General features: G+C 42.6%; 20 protein-coding genes. 15 read left to right on the top strand and 5 right to left on the bottom strand.

What is annotated here, in order from left to right:
• Positions 1–194 precede the first annotated feature (194 nt).
• A complete protein-coding gene (locus I2H52_RS07240; protein ID WP_042903044.1) occupies positions 195–1,025 on the top strand; it encodes a glycosyltransferase in 831 nt (276 codons plus the stop codon).
• A 75-nt stretch (positions 1,026–1,100) separates the two neighbouring features.
• Entirely contained in the window at positions 1,101–2,951 is a 1,851-nt protein-coding gene (locus tag I2H52_RS07235) for a nucleoside-diphosphate sugar epimerase/dehydratase (RefSeq protein ID WP_195594862.1), read from the top strand.
• Positions 2,952–3,046: 95 nt separating this feature from the next.
• Here I2H52_RS07235 and I2H52_RS07230 read toward each other — a convergent pair whose 3' ends face one another.
• The 3 genes from I2H52_RS07230 to sdaAB are packed head-to-tail and all read right to left on the bottom strand — an operon-like array spanning position 3,047 to position 5,256.
• On the bottom strand, positions 3,047–3,676 hold the full coding sequence (locus tag I2H52_RS07230; RefSeq protein ID WP_195594860.1) for an HAD hydrolase-like protein: 630 nt from the start codon (positions 3,674–3,676) through the stop codon (positions 3,047–3,049).
• 27 nt (positions 3,677–3,703) lie between these two features.
• Positions 3,704–4,576 carry an L-serine ammonia-lyase, iron-sulfur-dependent, subunit alpha gene (gene sdaAA, locus I2H52_RS07225; RefSeq protein ID WP_045617862.1) on the bottom strand — a complete coding sequence of 291 codons (873 nt, stop codon included), beginning with the start codon at positions 4,574–4,576 and terminating at the stop codon, positions 3,704–3,706.
• Between the two features lie 8 nt (positions 4,577–4,584).
• The gene (sdaAB, locus tag I2H52_RS07220; protein WP_084853151.1) at positions 4,585–5,256 is read right to left on the bottom strand and encodes an L-serine ammonia-lyase, iron-sulfur-dependent subunit beta; all 672 of its coding nucleotides are present in this window, start codon (positions 5,254–5,256) and stop codon (positions 4,585–4,587) included.
• 241 nt (positions 5,257–5,497) lie between these two features.
• Between sdaAB and I2H52_RS07215 the strand changes: the two genes are divergently transcribed.
• The 7 genes from I2H52_RS07215 to mnmG all read left to right on the top strand — a co-directional run bounded on the left by I2H52_RS07215 (position 5,498) and on the right by mnmG (position 13,725).
• Positions 5,498–6,103: a LysM peptidoglycan-binding domain-containing protein gene (locus tag I2H52_RS07215; RefSeq protein WP_195594858.1), complete on the top strand. Its 606-nt coding sequence runs from the start codon at positions 5,498–5,500 to the stop codon at positions 6,101–6,103.
• 278 nt (positions 6,104–6,381) lie between these two features.
• Positions 6,382–7,188, top strand: a complete 807-nt coding sequence (locus I2H52_RS07210; protein WP_001045258.1) for an ABC transporter substrate-binding protein — start codon at positions 6,382–6,384, stop codon at positions 7,186–7,188.
• 15 nt (positions 7,189–7,203) lie between these two features.
• Positions 7,204–8,400: an argininosuccinate synthase gene (locus I2H52_RS07205; protein ID WP_195594856.1), complete on the top strand. Its 1,197-nt coding sequence runs from the start codon at positions 7,204–7,206 to the stop codon at positions 8,398–8,400.
• A gap of 27 nt (positions 8,401–8,427) precedes the next feature.
• Positions 8,428–9,819, top strand: a complete 1,392-nt coding sequence (gene argH / locus I2H52_RS07200) for an argininosuccinate lyase (protein ID WP_195594854.1) — start codon at positions 8,428–8,430, stop codon at positions 9,817–9,819.
• Between the two features lie 160 nt (positions 9,820–9,979).
• Entirely contained in the window at positions 9,980–11,101 is a 1,122-nt protein-coding gene (mnmA, locus tag I2H52_RS07195; RefSeq protein WP_045617857.1) for a tRNA 2-thiouridine(34) synthase MnmA, read from the top strand.
• 246 nt (positions 11,102–11,347) lie between these two features.
• Entirely contained in the window at positions 11,348–11,803 is a 456-nt protein-coding gene (locus tag I2H52_RS07190; RefSeq protein WP_045617856.1) for an NUDIX hydrolase, read from the top strand.
• Positions 11,804–11,811: 8 nt separating this feature from the next.
• Positions 11,812–13,725: a tRNA uridine-5-carboxymethylaminomethyl(34) synthesis enzyme MnmG gene (gene mnmG / locus I2H52_RS07185; RefSeq protein ID WP_045617855.1), complete on the top strand. Its 1,914-nt coding sequence runs from the start codon at positions 11,812–11,814 to the stop codon at positions 13,723–13,725.
• Positions 13,726–13,760: 35 nt separating this feature from the next.
• Here the strand turns inward: mnmG and rnjA are convergent, their stop codons facing one another.
• Both rnjA and I2H52_RS07175 read right to left on the bottom strand, forming a co-directional pair.
• Positions 13,761–15,440 carry a ribonuclease J1 gene (gene rnjA, locus I2H52_RS07180; protein WP_000331970.1) on the bottom strand — a complete coding sequence of 560 codons (1,680 nt, stop codon included), beginning with the start codon at positions 15,438–15,440 and terminating at the stop codon, positions 13,761–13,763.
• A gap of 1 nt (position 15,441) precedes the next feature.
• On the bottom strand, positions 15,442–15,675 hold the full coding sequence (locus I2H52_RS07175) for a DNA-dependent RNA polymerase subunit epsilon (protein WP_000639572.1): 234 nt from the start codon (positions 15,673–15,675) through the stop codon (positions 15,442–15,444).
• 810 nt (positions 15,676–16,485) lie between these two features.
• Here I2H52_RS07175 and tsaB point away from each other — a divergent pair.
• The 6 genes from tsaB to I2H52_RS07145 all read left to right on the top strand — a co-directional run bounded on the left by tsaB (position 16,486) and on the right by I2H52_RS07145 (position 21,647).
• Positions 16,486–17,169 carry a tRNA (adenosine(37)-N6)-threonylcarbamoyltransferase complex dimerization subunit type 1 TsaB gene (tsaB, locus tag I2H52_RS07170; RefSeq protein WP_195594851.1) on the top strand — a complete coding sequence of 228 codons (684 nt, stop codon included), beginning with the start codon at positions 16,486–16,488 and terminating at the stop codon, positions 17,167–17,169.
• Positions 17,166–17,603 carry a ribosomal protein S18-alanine N-acetyltransferase gene (gene rimI, locus I2H52_RS07165; RefSeq protein WP_195594849.1) on the top strand — a complete coding sequence of 146 codons (438 nt, stop codon included), beginning with the start codon at positions 17,166–17,168 and terminating at the stop codon, positions 17,601–17,603. The genes tsaB and rimI overlap by 4 nt, the downstream gene beginning before the upstream one ends.
• Entirely contained in the window at positions 17,593–18,603 is a 1,011-nt protein-coding gene (gene tsaD, locus I2H52_RS07160) for a tRNA (adenosine(37)-N6)-threonylcarbamoyltransferase complex transferase subunit TsaD (protein ID WP_195594848.1), read from the top strand. Before rimI ends, tsaD begins: the two co-directional genes overlap by 11 nt.
• Before the next feature lie 102 nt (positions 18,604–18,705).
• Positions 18,706–19,569 carry an XRE/MutR family transcriptional regulator gene (locus I2H52_RS07155; protein ID WP_045617849.1) on the top strand — a complete coding sequence of 288 codons (864 nt, stop codon included), beginning with the start codon at positions 18,706–18,708 and terminating at the stop codon, positions 19,567–19,569.
• Positions 19,570–19,684: 115 nt separating this feature from the next.
• Positions 19,685–20,350 carry a CPBP family intramembrane glutamic endopeptidase gene (locus I2H52_RS07150; protein WP_045617848.1) on the top strand — a complete coding sequence of 222 codons (666 nt, stop codon included), beginning with the start codon at positions 19,685–19,687 and terminating at the stop codon, positions 20,348–20,350.
• A 70-nt stretch (positions 20,351–20,420) separates the two neighbouring features.
• Positions 20,421–21,647: an MFS transporter gene (locus I2H52_RS07145; protein WP_045617847.1), complete on the top strand. Its 1,227-nt coding sequence runs from the start codon at positions 20,421–20,423 to the stop codon at positions 21,645–21,647.
• Positions 21,648–21,823 lie beyond the last annotated feature (176 nt).

Raw genomic sequence — 21,823 nt, 5'->3', positions numbered from 1 at the left:
ACAGCTTATTTTAAGGTTTTTTCCTTATAATGTCAAGTAATGACAGCCAAGACAGTTCAATCAATGGAAGTGAAAATAAAGTGAAAAGAGACAGATTTCTTTACTAGAATTTTCCTTGATTTGATATAAAAATAGGAAACTAGGAGAATTTGTGATAAAATAGTGGAAGGAAATCTATACATTGGAGAAAAACTGTGCCTGAAAAGCAAAAAATCAGCGTCTTGATGTCGGTCTATGTAAAGGAAAATCCGACGTTTTTAAGAGATGCTATCAAAAGTGTTCAAAACCAGACCTTGAAACCGAGTGAACTTGTTCTTGTTGAGGACGGGCCGCTCACACCCGAACTCTATCAGGTGCTAGAAGAAGTGGAAGCTCAGTCAGACATTCCAGTGAAACGGTGCCCCTTAGAACAAAACCAAGGTTTAGGCTTGGCTCTTCGATACGGTGTTTTACAGTGCCAGTATGACATTATTGCCCGCATGGATACGGATGATTTAGCCGTTCCGGATCGTTTTGAGAAACAGCTTCAGCTAATGGAGAAAGAAGATCTCGACCTCTTAGGTGGGCATATCGCAGAGTTCATTGACAATCCAGATGAGATTGTGTCTTATCGTCGTGTTCCAACTCAGCATGCAGACATTGTGGCTTATCAGAGAATGAGAAGCGCCTTTAACCATATGACAGTCATGTTTAAAAAGGACATGGTCCTCAAGGCTGGCAACTACGAAGATGGCCTTTACATGGAGGATGACCTCCTTTGGCTCAATATGATTGCTGCAGGTGCCAAGACTGGGAACCTAGATCAAATCTTGTGTAAGGTTCGTGTCGGTGCAGGGATGTTTGAGCGTCGGGGTGGCTCGCGTTACCTTAAACTCTATCGTCAGGCTCGCCAAAGGATGCTTGAGCGAGGGCAAATTTCTTACATGGAATATGCTAAAAGTGTAGCCATTCAGGCAATTGTTGCACTTTGTCCAGGCTTTGTACGTCAGTTTATCTTCGTCAAACTTTTAAGAAAGAGAAAGTAAGCCCCGATAGACTGAATGATTCAGGTTATCATAACAACAGTATCATCTGACTCTTTTAAGGGGGAGTAAATTCCTATGAATAAAAAACTAACAGATTATGTGATTGATCTGGTTGAAATTTTAAATAAACAGCAAAAACAAGTGTTTTGGGGGATATTCGATATTCTGAGTATGGTGGTTTCCATCATCGTATCTTATATCTTGTTTTATGGCCTTATAAATCCTGCGCCTGTGGATTACGTGATCTACACTCTTTTAGCCTTCCTCCTCTATCAAATCATGATTGCGTTTTGGGGGCTAAATGCTAGTATCAGTCGTTATAGCAAGATTACGGATTTCATGAAAATCTTTTTCGGAGTGATGCTCAGCAGTGTTCTTTCTTATGGAATCTGCTATGCCTTCCTTCCATTGTTTTCTATCCGTTTCATCGTACTCTTCATTTTGTTGAGTACCTTCCTTATCTTGCTTCCTCGTATCACTTGGCAGTTGATTTATTCTAAACGTAAAAAAGGTAGTGGAGATGGAGAACACCGTCGGACCTTCTTGATTGGTGCTGGTGATGGTGGTGCCCTCTTTATGAACAGCTACCAACACCCAACTAGCGACCTTGAGCTAGTGGGGATTTTGGATAACGATGAAAAGAAAAAGGGACAAAAACTAGGTGGAATCCCAGTTTTGGGCTCTTATGATAATCTACCTGAATTAGCTAAACGTCACCAAATCGAGCGTGTTATCGTAGCGATCCCTTCGCTTGACCCATCAGAGTACGAACGCATCTTGCAGATGTGTAATAAGCTAGGCGTCAAATGTTACAAGATGCCTAAGGTTGAGACGGTTGTTCAAGGTTTACATCAATCGGGTAGTGGTTTCCAAAAAATTGATATCACGGACCTTTTGGGCCGTCAGGAAATTCGCCTTGACGAATCACGTCTGGGTACTGAGATTACAGGCAAGACCATCTTGGTGACAGGAGCTGGTGGTTCGATTGGTTCGGAAATTTGTCGCCAGATTAGCCGCTTCAACCCAGAGCGTATCGTCTTGCTTGGACATGGTGAAAATTCAATCTACCTTATTTATCATGAGTTGATTCGTAAATTCCAAGGGATTGATTATGTTCCTGTCATTGCAGATATTCAGGATTATGATCGTCTTTTACAAGTGTTTGAACAGTACAAACCAGCTATCATCTACCATGCTGCAGCCCACAAACATGTTCCAATGATGGAGCGCAATCCAAAAGAAGCCTTCAAGAACAATATCCTCGGGACCTACAATGTTGCCAAGGCTGTTGATGAGGCCAAAGTACCTAAGATGGTCATGATTTCGACTGACAAGGCGGTTAATCCGCCGAATGTTATGGGGGCGACTAAGCGCGTGGCAGAGTTGATTGTCACTGGCTTTAACCAACGTAGCAAATCAACCTACTGTGCAGTTCGTTTTGGGAATGTTCTTGGTAGCCGTGGTAGCGTGATTCCTGTTTTTGAACGCCAGATTGCTGAAGGTGGTCCTGTAACGGTGACAGACTTCCGTATGACACGTTACTTCATGACCATTCCAGAGGCTAGCCGTCTGGTCATCCATGCTGGCGCTTATGCCAAGGACGGAGAAGTCTTTATCCTTGATATGGGCAAACCGGTCAAGATCTACGACTTGGCTAAGAAAATGGTCCTTCTAAGCGGGCACACGGAAAGTGAAATTCCAATCGTTGAGGTCGGTATCCGACCAGGTGAAAAACTCTATGAAGAACTCTTGGTTTCGACCGAATTGGTTGATAACCAAGTCATGGATAAGATTTTCGTTGGTAAGGTTAACGTCATGCCTCTAGAAGCCATCGATCAAAAGATTGAAGAATTCCGTTCACTCAGTGGAGATGAGCTCAAAGAAGCAATTATTTCCTTTGCAAATGAGACAACCCATGCTGAGTAAGGGTGACTAATTAACTAATTATAAATAAAAGGCCAAGGTTCTGTTTGTACGGGACCCTGGCCTTTTTACTCTGTAATTTCAAATCGTTGTATTATTTATAGTTGCCTAATGATATCGTCAATGGTACGGGCAATCCAGTCAGGTTGATAGCTGAGCAAATCAGCCTCTTCTCCAAATCCCCAAGTAACAGCGAACTTTTTAATGCTAGTTTCTTGGGCTCCAATCATATCAAACTTGGTGTCCCCAATGATGAGGACTTGGTCTGCAGGGAGTTGATGCGTCTGTAAGGCGTAACGGATGACATCCGCCTTGTGTGGCGTTTCAGGACTAGAGCCGTAAATGCCATCAAAGAAATGATGGATTCCCAGATTTTTAGTCATATCATGAGCAGTAGGAGTATTCTTTGTTGTAGTGATATAGAGAGGGTAGTTTTGTGAAAGTGCTTGAAGCAATTCCGTCATTCGGGGGAAGAGCTGCGCTTCGTGGATTCCTTTTTTCTTGTAGTAAGAGCGGTAGATTTGAACAGCTTCTGAGATTTGTTCTTTTGGAAGGCAGGTCGCAAAACTACTTTCAAGCGGCGGGCCCATAAAACCACAAATAGTTTTGGCATCAGGGCTTGGAACTCCTAGTTGTTCAAAGGTATAGGTGAAGGCATTGTGGATCCCAATGGAGCTGTCAACCAGGGTTCCGTCTAGATCAAAAAAGATAGCTGAGATAGAGGACATGATTTCTCCTAATAGATATAGATAAGCTTATTCTCCGAAGATTTCTTTTTGTAGGCGACGACCAGTCGGAGTGGCTGCAAGTCCACCTTCAGCCGTTTCACGAAAGGCAGTTGGGAGGCTGGATCCGACTTGGTACATGGCATCGATAACTTCATCGACAGGGATTTTAGATTCGATACCTGCCAAGGCCATATCAGCCGCGATAAAGGCAAAGCTGGCTCCCATGGCATTTCGTTTGACACATGGAACCTCAACCAGACCAGCGACGGGATCGCAGATGAGACCCAGCATATTTTTAATGACAAAGGCGATGGCTTGGCTAGCCTGATAGGGAGTTCCACCTGCAGCCAAGGTTAAGGCTGCGGCACTCATGGCAGAGGCCGATCCGACTTCGGCCTGGCAGCCACCTTCAGCACCTGAGATAGAAGCGTTGTTTGCGATAACCAATCCAAAGGCGCCTGCTGCAAAGAGGAAATCGAGCTGTTCTTTGTGGCTGAGGTCAAGTTTTTGGCTAGCTGCAGTAAGAACGGCTGGCAAACAACCAGCACTTCCTGCGGTTGGAGTGGCACAGACCAAGCCCATTTTAGCGTTGTGTTCGTTAACCGCGATGGCATTTCGGGCTGCTGATAGGATGGTAAAGTCTGACAAGGCCTTGCCACTTTTGAGATGGCGATCTAGCTTGGCAGCATCTCCACCCGTTAGACCACTGCGGGATTTGTTTTCACTAAGGCCAAGCTCGACAGAGGCTTTCATGACTTCTAGATTGCGTTCCATGAGGATGAGAACTTCGTCTCGGCATCGGCCAGTCAGTTCATATTCTGTCGCAATCATGAGTTCTGCGACATTTCCTTGGAAGTCTAGGTCTGCCTGCTCGACCAATTCTTTGATAGAATAAAACATGTTTCCTCCTACTTAAAGAAATTGACATTGTGGAGATGAGGGATTTTTCGGATTTCTTCAATCGCCTCTTCGCAACTTCGACTATCGACTTCGATAATCATAATGGCTTTTTCTCCAGCTTTTTCCCGAGTCACATTCATCTGAGCGATGTTGATATCAAAACGAGAGAGGGCTTCTGTGACATGGGCAATCATACCTGGAACATCTTGATGCACGATGATGATGGTCGGGGTATTCATGTTGAGAGAGACGGCAAAACCATTGAGTTCCGTAACTTGAATATTTCCCCCACCGATGGAAATCCCTGTCACACTAATGGACTTATGGTCATTCTTTACAGTGATTTTAGTGGTGTTAGGGTGAGGAGCATTGCTGTCTTTCTGAATGGTCCAGACAATCTTGATGCCCCGTTTATGGGCAATCTCGAGACTGTTTGGGATGTCGGGATCATCCGTATCCATACCCAAAATACCAGCGACGAGAGCAAGGTCCGTTCCATGACCACGGTAGGTCTTGGCAAATGAGTTAAATAATTGGAATTCTACCTCTGTTGGCGTATCGTCAAAGATGGAAGAGACGATTTTTCCGATACGAACGGCACCAGCTGTATGGCTACTTGATGGGCCAATCATAACAGGCCCGATAATATCAAAGACAGATTGAAAACGAAGTGATTGCATCTGTTTCCCCTTACAAAGATTCTTATATCTATTATATCAAAGAATGAACCTCTGCGCTTATTTCCCTTATCAAAACTTCAAAATGATTAAAGATGGTATAAAATAAGGTCTTTTGTGACAAAAACCTTCGTAAAACGGTAAATATAAAACATTTTTGTAATATTTCTACATATAACCGTTAAACAACAGTAACATTTAAAAGGTATCATAGATATATTCAATAGAAGGAGAATTTTTAGATATGTCATTAACAACTAAAAAAATCAAAACAACTATCGCAGGAGTAGCAGCTTTGCTTGCTTTCTTTGCCCCAGCTCTTGCCTCTGCACAAGAAACTGTAACTTACACTGTTAAATCAGGTGATACTCTTTCAGAAATTGCTGAGAAGTACAACACGACTGCTGAAAAATTAGCAGCAAAAAACAACATTAAAGATATTCACCTTATCTATGTTGACCAAGTTTTGGTCATCGAAGGGACAGCTTCTACTGCAGCTCCAGCAGCAACAACGGAAGAAACAGCTCCAGTAGCTACAGAAACAGTTGAAGAAGCTCCAGCAGCAACAACAACTTATGAAGCACCAACAGCAGAAAGCAACACTGCAGCAGCTTCTACTGTAAGTGGTTCTGAAGCAGAAGCTAAAGAATGGATCGCTCAAAAAGAATCAGGTGGTAGCTACACTGCTACAAACGGACGTTACATCGGACGTTACCAATTGACAGATTCATACTTGAACGGTGATTACTCAGCTGAAAACCAAGAACGTGTAGCAGATGCCTACGTTGCAGGACGTTACGGTTCATGGACAGCTGCCAAGAACTTCTGGCTTAACAACGGTTGGTATTAAGAATAAAAGAGTCCTTTAGGGCTCTTTTTTTGTTTGTCTATAACAAAAAGTGTAAGGATCTTCTCAGCAATGCTCTATTTGTATAATTTCGACAAAATTCTTCAAATTGTTTTAAAACTAAAATAGTATAAATAAGCTTATTATATGTAAAAATACATCATATAATAAGCTTTTTCTTGATTTAAATGAAATAAAATACAGTTTTTTCTTGACAAACGAGAACGAGAAGAGTATTATTTATACAATAATAAAGTATAAAAATAAAAGGAGGCTCTTCTATGAATAAAGTGAAGAAGGTGTTGATGACGATGTTTGGTTTGCTTATGTTTCCCTTATTATTTGCTTGTAGTAACACTCAATACCAAGGTGTTGAAGCCATTAAGGCTAAAGGAAAATTGGTGGTGGCCCTAAATCCAGAGTTTGCTCCATTCGAATACCAGAAATTGGTTGATGGGAAAAATCAGATTGTAGGTTCAGATGTTGAGCTAGCCAAAGCCATCGCAAAGGAACTTGGTGTAGAAGTGGAGTTCTCTCCAATGAGTTTTGACAATGTACTGGCTAGTCTTGATTCAGGTAAGGCCGATCTTGCCATATCAGGTGTTTCTAAAACGGAAGAGAGAAGTCAAGTTTACGATTTTTCAATTCCCTACTATACTTCGAAAAATAAGGTTATCGTAAGAAAATCTGACTTAACGAATTACCAATCAGTCAAGGATTTGGCTCAGAAAAAGATTGGAGCGCAGAAAGGTTCTATCCAGGAAACTCTGGCTAAAGAAACCTTGCAGGATTCTTCTCTCGTTTCACTTCCTAAAAATGGAAATTTGATAACAGATTTGAAATCAGGGCAACTAGATGCGGTTATCTTTGAGGAACCAGTGGCGAAAGGATTTGTAGAGAATAATCCAGACCTAGCCATCGCTGAGTTTGATTTTGACAATGACAAGGAAGATTCCTACGCTGTTGCGATGAAAAAAGACAGTAAAGAATTAAAAGAGGTGGTTGACAAAACCATCCAGAAGTTGAAGGATTCTGGGGAGTTGGACAAATTGATTGACGATGCTTTTAAAGCCTCTATCGAAAAATAGAAAGAAGGAAGAGAAATGAGTAAGGAAAAAGTCATTTTAGCCTATTCAGGTGGATTGGATACATCAGTTGCTATTACATGGTTAAAAAAAGACTATGATGTGATCGCTGTTTGTATGGATGTGGGTGAGGGAAAAGATTTGGAGTTCATCCACGATAAAGCTCTCAAGGTTGGGGCTGTAGAGTCTTATGTCATTGATGTTAAGGAAGAATTTGCTAATGACTATGTTTTAGTGGCTCTTCAGGCTCATGCCTACTATGAACAAAAGTACCCCTTAGTATCTGCTCTGAGTCGTCCTCTTATTTCAAAAAAACTCGTTGAAATAGCTCATCAGACGGGGGCAACCACAATTGCCCATGGTTGTACAGGTAAGGGAAACGACCAAGTTCGATTTGAAGTCTCTATTGCAGCTTTGGATCCCAATCTAAAGGTAGTTGCGCCTGTTCGTGAGTGGAAATGGTCTCGTGAAGAAGAAATCCAATATGCCAAAGAAAACGGTGTTCCAGTTCCTGCTGACCTTGACAATCCTTACTCTGTCGATCAAAATCTTTGGGGACGCGCAAATGAATGTGGTGTTTTGGAAAACCCTTGGAACCAAGCGCCAGAAGAAGCATTTGGAATCACATCTTCGCCAGAAGAGGCACCAGACAGTCCAGAATTTATTGACATTGAGTTTAGCTGCGGGGTGCCCATCTCCCTCAATGGTGAGAAGATGAAAGTGGCGGCTTTGATTCAAAAGCTCAATGAAATTGCAGGCAAACACGGTGTTGGTCGTATTGACCACGTGGAAAATCGCCTAGTTGGTATTAAGTCAAGAGAGATTTATGAGTGCCCAGGTGCTGTGACTTTATTGGCAGCTCATAAGGAGATTGAAGACTTGACTCTTGGGAGAGAAGTGGCTCATTTTAAACCTATTATCGAAAATGAGTTGTCCAATCTCATCTATAATGCCTTGTGGTTTAGCCCAGCAACTCAGGCTTTGATTGCCTATATCAAGGAGACACAGAAAGTTGTCAATGGAACTGCAAAAGTTAAACTCTATAAGGGGAACGCCCAGGTAGTGGCGCGGAAATCACCAAATTCTCTTTACGATGAAAATTTGGCGACTTATACTAGTGCGGATACTTTTGACCAAGATGCGGCTGTTGGATTTATCAAGCTTTGGGGGCTTCCGACTAAGGTTTATTCAGAAGTTCAGAAAAATGTTGAGTAGTGACGCGATAGAAAGGGACGACAGGATATGCCGAAAAATACAAAATTATGGGGTGGTCGATTTGAAGGCACTGTGGAAGAGTGGGTAGAACAGTTCGGTGCGAGTATTTCCTTTGACCACCAGCTGGCAAAATTTGATTTGATGGGTTCCTTAGCTCATGTTCAAATGCTAGGACAGACTGGCATTTTAAGCTTGGAAGAGGCAGAGCAGATCCAAGATGGTCTGCAAGCTTTGTTGCGAGATTTAGAGGCAGGAGAGCTTCATTTTGATATTGCAAATGAAGATATTCATATGAATATGGAAGTGTTGCTGACAGAGAAAATCGGTCCTCTGGCTGGGAAACTACACACAGCTCGTTCTCGGAATGACCAAGTCGCAACGGATATGCACTTATATCTAAAGGAGCAACTTGGGCATGTCTTGGATAAGTTGGCGAATCTGAACAGTGTTTTGCTGGATTTGGCTGAAAAACATGTGGAAACCATCATGCCAGGTTATACTCATTTGCAACATGCCCAACCGATTAGTTTTGCCCACCATCTCATGGCTTATTACAATATGTTTCAAAGGGACAGCGAACGCTTTGCATTTAACCTAAAACATACGGACCTATCTCCCCTGGGTGCAGCAGCTTTGGCAGGGACGACTTTCCCTATTGATCGCCAATTGTCTAGCGATTTGTTGAAGTTTAAGCAACCATATACAAATTCTTTGGATGCTGTTAGTGATCGCGATTTTATCTTAGAATTTCTATCCAATGCCAGCATACTGATGATGCATATGAGTCGTTTTTGTGAAGAAATGATCAATTGGTGTAGTTTTGAGTACCAATTCATTACCTTGTCAGATACATTTACAACTGGTTCCTCTATTATGCCACAAAAGAAAAATCCTGATATGGCCGAATTGATTCGAGGGAAGACAGGACGGGTTTACGGGAACTTACTTGGACTGTTGACAGTCATGAAGTCCTTGCCTCTGGCTTACAATAAGGATTTGCAAGAGGATAAGGAAGGAATGTTTGATACGGTTGAAACGATTTTAAATTCCCTTGATGTATTGGCCGGTATGTTATCTAGTTTGCAGGTAAACAAGGAAAAAATGCAAGAATCAACAGATAATGATTTTTCGAATGCGACTGAGTTGGCAGATTATTTGGCAGAGAAAGGCTTGCCATTTAGAGAAGCTCATGAGGTTGTAGGAAGATTAGTGCTAGACTCTATCAAGCATAGTAAAAATATCCAAGATTGGGATTTGGAGGAGTTGCAAGTCTACCATCCCTTGATTGAAGAGGATATTTATATCTACTTGCGCCCAGAAACCGCTGTTCAGAGACGGAATTCCTTAGGAGGAACCGGCTTTGAGCAAGTGAAATACCAGATAGAACAAGCAAAGAAAGAACTTAAAGGAGAAAATTAATTCGTTTGCAAAGGAAGAAAGAGAGGCTGAGATGATTTATCAGCCTCTTTCTTGTCTTCTGCAACCAAGCATGTTATAATGAATACTGCTCAAGCGACCTTCAATCGTTAAGCACACACGACCTTCAATCGTGAATAAACGAATAGATGGGAGACTTACCATGAGTGATAACTCTAAAACACGTGTTGTCGTGGGGATGAGTGGTGGTGTTGATTCGTCGGTGACGGCTCTTTTGCTCAAGGAGCAGGGCTACGATGTGATCGGTATCTTCATGAAGAACTGGGATGACACAGATGAAAACGGCGTCTGTACGGCGACCGAAGATTACAAGGATGTGGCTGCGGTGGCAGATCAGATCGGCATTCCTTATTACTCTGTCAATTTTGAAAAAGAGTACTGGGACCGCGTTTTTGAGTATTTCCTAGCGGAATATCGTGCAGGGCGCACGCCAAATCCAGATGTTATGTGCAACAAGGAAATCAAGTTTAAGGCCTTTTTGGACTATGCTATGACCTTGGGGGCAGACTATGTGGCGACTGGGCACTATGCCCGTGTGGCGCGTGATGAGGATGGCACTGTTCACATGCTTCGTGGCGTGGACAATGGCAAGGATCAGACCTATTTCCTCAGCCAACTTTCGCAAGAACAACTCCAAAAAACCATGTTCCCATTGGGGCATTTGGAAAAGCCTGAAGTACGAAAACTAGCAGAAGAAGCAGGTCTTGCGACTGCTAAGAAGAAAGACTCGACAGGGATTTGCTTTATCGGGGAAAAGAACTTTAAAAACTTCCTCAGCAACTACCTACCAGCTCAGCCAGGTCGCATGATGACTGTGGATGGACGTGATATGGGTGAGCATGCTGGTCTTATGTATTATACAATTGGCCAGCGTGGTGGACTGGGTATCGGTGGTCAACACGGCGGTGACAATGCGCCGTGGTTTGTTGTTGGAAAAGACCTCAGCAAGAATATCCTCTATGTCGGCCAAGGATTCTATCATGACTCGCTCATGTCAACCAGCCTAGAGGCCAGTCAGGTCCACTTTACTCGTGATATGCCAGAGAAATTTACTCTAGAATGTACGGCTAAATTCCGCTATCGTCAGCCTGACTCTAAGGTGACAGTTCATGTCAAAGGAGACAAGGCAGAGGTCATCTTTGCGGAGCCACAACGCGCTATTACGCCAGGACAGGCAGTTGTCTTTTATGATGGTGATGAGTGTCTCGGTGGTGGCTTGATTGATAACGCCTACCGCGATGGACAAGTTTGTCAGTACATTTAGATTGACAAATTTTCTCAATCTGCTACAATAATAACAGCAATAGAAATGATGGTCAAAGCTCATGGATGTTGCAGGTCTTTTTGTCCTGCACTTCTTACGAGTTTTGACTGTTTTTGTGTCGTTTAATACTCTTCGAAAATCAAATTCAAACCACGTCAGCTTCACCTTGCCGTACTCAAGTACAGCCTGCGGCTAGCTTCCTAGTTTGCTTTTTGATTTTCATTGAGTATAAGGGAAAGGATAAAAATGACTCAGCAAGACTTTCGGACAAAAGCAGGAAATACGGTTTTTGGTGTTCGGGCGACAGCCTTGATTCTCCAAAATGGCAAGCTCTTAGTCACCAAAGATAAGGGCAAGTATTACACTATCGGCGGTGCGATTCAAGTCAATGAAAGAACGGAAGACGCGGTAGTCCGTGAAGTGAGGGAAGAACTGGGTGTCAAAGCTCAAGCTGGACAGCTAGCTTTCGTAGTTGAAAATCGTTTTGAACAAGACGGTGTTTCCTATCACAACATCGAGTTTCATTATCTGGTTGATCTACTTGAGGATGCACCTTTGACAATGCAAGAAGATGAGAGAACGCAACCTTGTAAGTGGATTGACTTGGATGAGTTAGAAGATTTCCAGCTAGTTCCAGCATTTTTAAAAACAGCCCTACCAGATTGGGACGGCCAACTAAGACACATTCATCTTGAGGAATAGGAGAGAAAATGACTTATAATTTTACGGAAGAATACGATATTATTGTAATCGGTGCGGGGCACGCTGGGGTGGAGGCATCTCTAGCTGCTAGCCGTATGGGCTGCAAGGTCTTGCTTGCGACCATCAACATTGAAATGCTGGCTTTCATGCCTTGTAATCCTTCTATCGGCGGTTCTGCCAAGGGAATTGTCGTGCGTGAAGTCGATGCCCTCGGTGGTGAGATGGCCAAAACTATTGACAAGACTTATATCCAGATGAAGATGCTCAACACTGGGAAAGGTCCAGCTGTCCGTGCCCTTCGTGCGCAGGCTGACAAGGAGCTTTACTCTAAGGAGATGCGCAAGACGGTTGAAAATCAAGAGAATCTGACCCTTCGTCAAACCATGATTGATGAGATTTTGGTGGAAGATGGCAAGGTTGTTGGTGTTCGTACAGCGACCCATCAAGAGTATGCTGCCAAAGCTGTTATCGTGACGACAGGGACAGCCCTCCGTGGGGAAATCATCATCGGGGATCTCAAGTACTCGTCAGGACCAAACCATAGTCTAGCTTCAATCAACCTAGCTGATAATCTCAAGGAACTGGGGCTTGAAATTGGTCGTTTCAAGACAGGTACACCTCCACGTGTCAAGGCTTCTTCTATCAACTACGATGTGACAGAAATTCAGCCAGGAGATGAAGCACCAAACCACTTCTCATACACTTCACGTGATGAGGATTATGTCAAAGACCAAGTTCCATGCTGGTTGACCTACACCAATGGTACCAGTCACGAGATTATCCAAAACAACCTCCACCGTGCGCCTATGTTTACAGGTGTGGTTAAGGGAGTGGGCCCTCGTTACTGTCCGTCGATTGAGGACAAGATTGTGCGCTTTGCGGATAAGGAACGTCACCAACTCTTCCTTGAGCCAGAAGGGCGCAATACAGAAGAAGTCTATGTTCAAGGACTTTCAACCAGTCTGCCTGAGGATGTCCAGCGTGAGCTGGTTCATTCTATCAAAGGTTTGGAAAATGCTGAAATGATGCGAACTGGTTATGCCATTGAGTATGACATGGTCTTGCCTCATCAGTTGCGCGCAACTCTAGAGACCAAGAAAATTTCAGGACTTTTCACTGCTGGTCAGACCAATGGAACGTCAGGATACGAAGAAGCTGCTGGCCAAGGGATTATCGCTGGTATCAATGCGGCTCTGAAAATCCAAGGCAAGCCTGAATTGATTTTGAAGCGCAGTGACGGCTATATCGGAGTGATGATTGATGACTTGGTGACAAAGGGTACCATTGAACCTTACCGTCTCTTGACCAGTCGTGCTGAATACCGTCTCATCCTCCGTCATGATAATGCTGATATGCGATTGACTGAGATGGGACGTGAAATTGGTCTCGTTGATGATGAACGCTGGACTCGTTTTGAAATCAAGAAAAATCAGTTTGACAATGAGATGAAACGCCTAGACAGTATCAAACTCAAGCCAGTCAAGGAGACCAATGCCAAGGTTGAGGAGATGGGCTTCAAGCCGTTGACAGATGCAGTGACAGCCAAAGAATTTCTCCGTCGACCAGAAGTTTCTTACCAAGATGTGGTGGCCTTCATCGGACCAGCTGCTGAGGACTTGGATGACAAGATTATCGAATTGATTGAAACAGAAATCAAGTACGAAGGCTATATTTCAAAAGCCATGGATCAGGTTGCCAAGATGAAACGGATGGAAGAAAAACGCATTCCAGCCAATATCGACTGGGATGACATTGATTCTATCGCAACAGAAGCTCGCCAGAAGTTCAAACTCATCAATCCAGAAACCATCGGTCAAGCCAGCCGTATTTCGGGAGTAAATCCAGCAGATATTTCTATTTTGATGGTGTATTTGGAAGGTAAAAATCGTAGTATTTCTAAAAATCAAGAAAAGAAAGCATAGAAAAACAGCTCCGAAGACGGGGCTGTTTTGTTGCTTTATTCTTCATCTGGTGTGAGGATCATCGGAATGATAATCGGTTCACGTTCTGTATTTTCATAAAGGAAGGGACGAATGGCATTGACAATGGCACCATTGACAGACTGTACGCTGGCGTCCTTATTTTTCAATGCGATACGAATAGCATTGAAGAGGATGCGCTGGCTTTGGCGAATCAAGTCACCAGATTCTCTCATGTAGACAAAGCCTCGGCTGAGGATGTCTGGACCAGACAAGATCATTTTAGATTTGAAGTCAACAGTTGCGACTGCAAGTACGACACCGTCTTCAGATAGATCACGACGGTCTTTGAGGACAGCTGCACCGATTTCACCGATACGATTTCCATCGACATAGATGTCTTGGGCGTTGAAATGGCCTGCGATACGAGCAGAGTTAGCAGTAAGGGCAAGCACATCACCATTGCTCATGATAAAGATGTTGTCCTTCTCGACACCAGTATCCACCGCTAGTCCAGCATGGACTTTCTGCATACGGTATTCACCATGGACAGGCATGAAGTATTTGGGCTTGATCAAGCGGAGCATGAGTTTTTGCTCTTGCTGACCACCGTGTCCAGAGGTGTGGATATTGTTGATTTTACCGTGGATAACTTCGACACCAGCTTCTGAAATGATGTTAATCAGCTTGTTGACGCTAGTCGTATTTCCAGGGATTGGACTTGAAGAGAAGATAACGGTATCGCCGGGTTGGAGTTGCACCTGACGATGAGTTCCATTAGCGATACGAGAGAGGGCTGCCATCGGCTCCCCTTGACTACCTGTACAGAGGATAAGAACCTCGCCTGCAGGATAGTCTTTGATTTCATTTGGCTCGATAAAGGTTCCCTTAGGAGCTTTGATGTAGCCAAGCTCGATCCCATTGACAATGGCCTTTTCCATAGAACGACCAAAGACAGCAATCTTGCGTCCAGTCTTAACAGCAGCATCCGTTGCTTGCTGGAGACGGAAGATATTTGAGGCAAAGGATGCAAAGATGATGCGTCCTTCAATGCCTTGGATAATCTTCATGATGGACTGACCAACGACTTTTTCAGAGTTGGTAAAGGTTGGCACTTCTGCATTTGTCGAGTCAGAGAGGAGGCAGAGCACACCCTCTTCACCAAGGGCTGCCATCCGGTGCAAGTCCGCCGGTTCTCCAACTGGAGTGAAGTCGAACTTGAAGTCACCCGTACAAACGATTTTTCCTTGAGGAGTATGAATGACAATTCCCAAAGGCTCTGGAATAGAGTGAGTGGTTCTAAAGAAAGTTGCCTTGAGATTTTTAAAGGTCAACTCAGTATTGTGGTTGATTTCGTAAAGTTTGGCGTTGCGCAAGAGACCGTGTTCTTCAAGTTTTCCACGGATTAAAGCCAGGGCAAGTGGTCCAGCATAGATAGGGACATTTGCTTGCTTGAGCAGGAAAGGAATCCCACCGATGTGGTCCTCGTGTCCGTGTGTAATCAAAACAGCCTTGACGCGGTCGATATTGTCCACGATGTAAGAGTAGTCAGGGATAACGTAGTCGATACCCAGCAAGTCATCTTCTGGGAATTTAATCCCAGCATCGACGATGATAATTTCGTCTTGGTATTCAATCCCGTAAGTGTTTTTCCCGATTTCTCCCAGACCACCGATGGCAAAAACGCCGACTTCTTCAGGTTTAAGAGTATAGGCCATATTAGAACTCCGTGATTTCGAAAGCGCCAGTTTCTTTTTCGTAATCTAGCAATTTGTCAGACAAGAGTTCGATATACTCGATATTGTACTCTGGGCGGTTTTCTTCGACAAGTTGGCGAGCAGCGATACGGCCTTCAAGTTCTGAGCTGGCATCGATGTCTAGGTAAAGTGCGCGTGTTGTTTCACGACGTGGGCTACGTTCTTTTGTTTCTTGATAAAAAACTTTGTAAATCATATAGTTCCTTTCTATTTACAGGTCAGCTTATTCCAAACTTTTAGTAGAGATTTGCTTGATTTCATTCCATTTTGTGTCTAGATTGACCTTGATTCGTTACAATTATTTCAATTATACCATAAAATGAAAAATTAGTAAAAGACGGAAAATGAGAAAGTAAAGGCTGACAAAAGCGTAAAACTTGGATGACAAGATGAAATAAAATTGTTTTGAGCAAAAAAGAAAAAGCCCTTAACCGAAGTCAAGAGCCTACTAACAACACTGGGGGCGAATTATTCAATCGCAATTTCAGTTCTTTAGAAACCAAAGTTTCAGGGGTAGTACTGCAACCCGAAGAATCAAAGATTCAACCTGCATTTCCTACCAGTGTGCAATTATATTTTAACATTGATGGTTAAAAGAGTCAAAGAATTTGCTGTCTTTAATTCCCTCTTTTTTCTCAGCAAAAATCGAGTTAAAACATAAAAAGAAAACAATGCAAACAGATGAATCAACTGGTAAGGGTGTAACGATTATGTTTAAATCGTTGAGAATGATGAGCAAACTATAAGAGATGAAGAAAATAACATTCATCCTTCTAAAAATGTGCTTTTTATCTAGCATGACTTATCCAGATTTCTTACGAAGATCCTTTCAATTTCCTTGTTCACTTATATATTCGAAAAAAATAGGAAAAAGCTAGAACTTTTTTTATTTTTTGCCTTCCTCTTTGTCTAAGTGGCAGGTCTTTTTTGTTTGGAAACAAAGAAAATTCCCATGCGTCAGCTTTTGTAGTATAATAGTAAGCAGACAAAAAGATAGGAATGTGTTATGAAAGTATTAGTTTTTGATACGTCCAGCAAGGCTCTTTCTCTAGCCATTTTAGAGGACAAGCAGGTTCTTGCCGAGATGACGATTAATATCAAGAAAAATCACAGTATTACCCTCATGCCTGCCATCGATTTTTTGATGTCAAGTTTGGATTGGACACCCAAGGACTTGGACCGTATCGTGGTGGCAGAGGGACCAGGTAGCTACACGGGTTTGCGAATTGCGGTAGCAACTGCCAAGACTCTAGCCCATACCCTCAAGATTGAGCTGGTCGGTGTGTCTAGTCTGCTGGCTTTAATCCCAAAACAGGTGGAAGGTTTGGTCATTCCTGTCATGGATGCCCGCCGCAATAATGTTTATGCAGGATTTTACGAAAATGCCCAGTCAGTCTTTCCAGAAGCGCACCTGTCTTTTGCGGAAGTGCTAGAGCAGGTCAAGAATGCTGAACAGGTAACCTTTGTTGGAGAAGTTGGAGCCTTTGTGGAACAAATCCAAGAGCATCTGCCACAAGCTAGCTACCAAGAAACCTTGCCAAATGCAGCTAATCTAGCTTTGTGGGCTTGGGATAAGGAAGCAAATTCCTTGCATGACTTTGTGCCAAATTACCTCAAGCGTGTCGAAGCCGAAGAAAACTGGCTCAAGAATCATACCGAGTCTGGCGAGTCCTACATTAAACGCCTATGATAGAGATCAAACGAATCCAACAGCGACCTGACTTGGCTCAAGCTATCTATGCTGTTATGGCAGCTGTTTACCTAGTCAGCCCGTGGACGCTGGAACAAATCCAAGCAGACCTGTTCCAAGATCAGACTTGGTATGTTCTGGCTTATGATGGGGTAGAAGTGATTGGATTTCTAGCTGTTCAGGAGAATCTCTTTGAAGCAGAAGTCCTACAAATCGCTGTCAAGAAAGACTATCAGGGTCAGGGAATTGCGTCAGCCTTGTTTGCGACACTGCCGACAGATAAAGAGATTTTCCTAGAAGTCAGAAAATCTAATCACCGAGCGCAAGCATTTTACAAGAAAGAAAAGATGGCAGTCATCGCTGAGAGAAAGGCCTATTACCATGACCCAGTCGAGGACGCCATTATCATGAAGAGAGAAGTAGATGAAGGATAGATATATTTTAGCATTTGAAACATCCTGTGATGAGACCAGTGTTGCTGTCTTAAAAAATGACGACCAGCTCTTGTCCAATGTCATTGCTAGTCAAATCGAGAGCCACAAACGTTTTGGGGGCGTAGTGCCAGAAGTAGCTAGTCGTCACCATGTGGAGGTCATTACAGCCTGTATCGAGGAGGCGCTGGCAGAAGCAGAGATTAGAGAAGAAGATGTTACAGCCGTTGCCGTTACCTATGGGCCAGGATTAGTTGGAGCTCTACTAGTTGGTTTGTCAGCTGCCAAGGCCTTTGCTTGGGCTCACGGCCTTCCGCTTATCCCTGTTAATCACATGGCTGGCCACCTCATGGCGGCTCAGAGTGTGGAGCCTTTGGAGTTTCCTTTGTTGGCACTCTTGGTCAGTGGTGGGCACACGGAGTTGGTCTATGTTTCTGAGGCTGGCGATTACAAGATTGTTGGGGAAACACGAGACGATGCGGTTGGGGAGGCTTATGACAAGGTCGGACGTGTCATGGGCTTGACCTATCCAGCTGGTCGCGAGATTGATGAGTTGGCCCATCAAGGTCAGGATATATACGATTTCCCACGGGCTATGATCAAGGAAGACAATCTGGAGTTTTCATTCTCAGGCTTGAAGTCTGCCTTTATCAATCTTCACCACAATGCTGAGCAAAAGGGAGAAAGCCTGTCTACAGAGGACTTGTGTGCTTCCTTCCAAGCAGCTGTCATGGATATTCTCATGGCAAAAACCAAGAAAGCCCTAGATAAATACCCTGTTAAAACCCTTGTTGTCGCAGGTGGTGTGGCGGCCAATAAAGGGCTTAGAGAACGCTTGGCAGCCGAAATCACAGATGTCAAGGTTATCATTCCACCTCTACGCCTCTGCGGAGACAATGCGGGTATGATTGCCTATGCTAGTGTTAGCGAGTGGAACAAAGAAAACTTCGCAGGCCTGGATCTCAATGCCAAACCAAGTCTCGCTTTTGATACCATAGAATAAAGAGTCAGCTTGAGCTGGCTTTTTAACTACAAGAAATGTCAGAATATTTTGACAAATCTGTAAGAATGATGATATAATATGTAAAAATTAGGAGGTGGTCAGATGATTGAGAGAATGGAGTTGGGAGAATTTTACAAGGAATTACGTTTGGCGAGAAAACTCAAGCAGTCAGATGTGGCTTGTGAGGGCCTGACAGCATCCCAGTTATCCAAGTTTGAACTGGGACAGTCTATGCTGTCTGCAGATAAACTGATACTAGCTATCCAAGGGATAAATGTGACCTTCGATGAGTTTGGACACAAGCTTAATAACTATCAAGAATCCCCACATATGCGAATCGGTAGAAGGGTTGTGGATCGCTTTGCCCATCAAGATATTGCTGGCTTAGAGCAACTGTTGGAGGAAGTCGAGCAAGAACAGATGGCGCAGACCTATCGTCGTTTGAATGCTATTGTAATCAAAGATGCCATCCATTCCTTGGATAAAAACTATCCGCTGGTAGAGGAAGATAGCGAGTTTTTGACCACCTATCTCTATGCTATCGAGTCATGGACCTGGTTTGAACTCTATCTCTTTTGCAATACCATGCCCTTCTTGAGCAATCAAGACCTAATCTTTTTATCAACCTCTTTGCTTGAAAAATCAAAGGAATTTAAAGAGTTGGTACACAATCGATTGTATATGAAACAAGGGCTGTTAAATATCATCTCAGAGCTAATGGAACGCAAACTTTTTTCCTATATACCAATCTTTGAAGCTGAGCTGGAGAGCATGTTGCGTCCGTACGATGTTTTTGAGAAATTATTGTGGCAGTTTTTAAAGAAAATGAGTGTTTTCCTCCAAACTAAGGGAAGTAATCAAAGTGAGATTGAACACTTTATCCAATCTCTGCAAGTATTAGAAAATCCCCAATTAACAGCCCTTTTTAAACTACGCTTACAGCAATATAAAGAACTTATCGATTAATCCACTATCGCAAATGAGAGATTTCTATGAGAAAAAATGTCAAATATGCGATTTACTAAAATGTGGTGATTTCCGTGTTATACTATCCTTATTTCATAGTATAGGAGAAAATAAAATGAAAAAGATAATCTCACGCTACTACTTTTTTATAGCTGTTCTACTTGTCATTGCTGACCAGTTCTTCATTCGTTTGCTTTTACATACCGATCTTGCTGCTGGTCTATCCGACTTTTCCTATTATTTGTCGGATATGCTGTTGAATTTTCTTGTGGTTCTGCTTGCTATTATTGTTATGGTTTGGTCAGGTAAATGGCAACAAAACAACAGTAGAAAGTTTAAAAGATCCTATCTTTTCTATTCCTTCCTAGCTCTGCTTGCTTTTGTTGTTTGGAATTTCGTCACCTTTTTTCTTTTACCACCTACTCGAAATGAAATTTCTTATCAACATGCTGCTCCTACTTTTACAGGAGCTACAGCATTTTTGATGTATTTTTTCTATCCTGTGATTGCAGGTCCTATTTTTGAAGAGATAATTTATCGTGGGTTGGTGATGACCGCTCTGGAAAAAGGAAAGAAATGGGGACTGGATGTGCTCGGTTCGGCTGCTTTATTTGGAATCTTGCACATTAGTAACCACGGTTGGGTCTTGACAGACTTTTTCGTATATATGGGTGGCGGTTTCATATTTGCAGTCTTATTTAGAGTGACAAAGTCCATTTATTGGCCTATTGGACTGCACATAGTCTACAATGGCATTGGTCAAATTTTACCGTTGCTGTAATTTTAGGTGCTCAGCAATATCGGTCTATCCTTGGGGAGAACTTCCCATTTGAACTCAAAAAGGAGTTGCGATGAAAGTATTTATTCAAAATAGAGATTTTAGGCAATTAACCATCAACCAGTGGATTTCAACGGTTGGGGATACGATTTTTTATCTTGCTTTTTTGAATTATGTGGCAGACGCTTCGTTTGCCCCCTTGGCGATTTTACTCATTACGATTTCAGAGACTGTTCCTCAAGTTCTGCAAATCTTTATGGGAGTTTTGGCTGACTTTCAACACCAGCGTGTTCTCAAGTATACGGTTATTAGTTTTGTCAAATTTGTACTTTATTCTATAGTGGCACTTTCGCTTTCAGGGCAGTCCTTTTCCTTATGGCTCGTATTCTTTATTTGTTTAATGAATCTCTTGTCGGATACATTGAGTTACTTTTCAGGAGCCATGCTAACTCCTATTTTTATAAGAATCATTGGGAAAGAACATCTGACAGAAGCTATTGGCTTTAAACAATCAACAGTTAGTTTAGTTCGGACAATCAGTAATATTCTAGGAGGGGTTTTACTAGGAATTCTTTCCATTCAGTTCATTTCCTTGCTAAACGCTCTGACGTTTCTGATAGCATTTGTAGGTATTCTCTTCATAAAAAATGATCTTTTGAAAGTTGAAAAAACAATCAGCTATCAAGAAGGTCTTTCTATAAAATCGTTTTGCCAGCATTTGTTCCAATCATCGAAATTGATCTGGAATATGGATAGAGTAATCTTCATTTTATTTATTGTCTCTATCAGCCAAGCGGTGATCAATGTCACTGTTCCTATTTCGACTCTTTTTTTAAGAATCCAACCGTTTTTGAATTTACAAACCGGTCAATCACTCGCTTTGTTATCAACACTAGAATTGTTAGCACTTATTGTTGGAAGTCTTGTAAGTGGCTATCTGAAAAATACGATTTCTATCAAAACAGCTCTATATGCCTCGGTCGTCATCCAGTTACTCCTTCTAGTAGGATTTGCCACAGTTCATTTTGGTTTGATTTTGCTTTTCAGCTCCTTGGATGCCTTCATCGCAGGTTTACTCTCTCCTAGATTGCAAGAACTCGTCTTTAAACAAATACCTGAGGAGTCAATGGGAGCGGTTCAATCCTCTATTGGTGCTATTACGGTTGTTTTACCGAGTCTATTCACAATCGTTTTCGTAACGATTGCTACAAGTTTTGGGACCCTAGCGGTCAGCTTTATTCTATTGCTATTACTCCTAACCGCATTTGTCATGCTCTTGAATATTCGTGAGAGCATTTAGTAGGGAACTTTGATTTAACTTTTGTTCATACGATAAGGCTGGCTTCCCAGTCTTTTTCTTATCTCCAATATCTAATAATAGTCCCTGCTCAGTCCATTGTTACTTTAAATGAAAAGCAATTTTAGAATCCAATCACGGAATCCGACTCTATCAAAGTTTGTCAATCCTAGAGTTTT

This window comes from Streptococcus oralis, assembly GCF_015561235.1.
Taxonomy (GTDB): Bacteria; Bacillota; Bacilli; order Lactobacillales; family Streptococcaceae; genus Streptococcus; species Streptococcus oralis_BK.
Note: the sequence above shows the minus strand (reverse complement) of the source record. Positions and strands in the feature narration are given on the sequence as shown.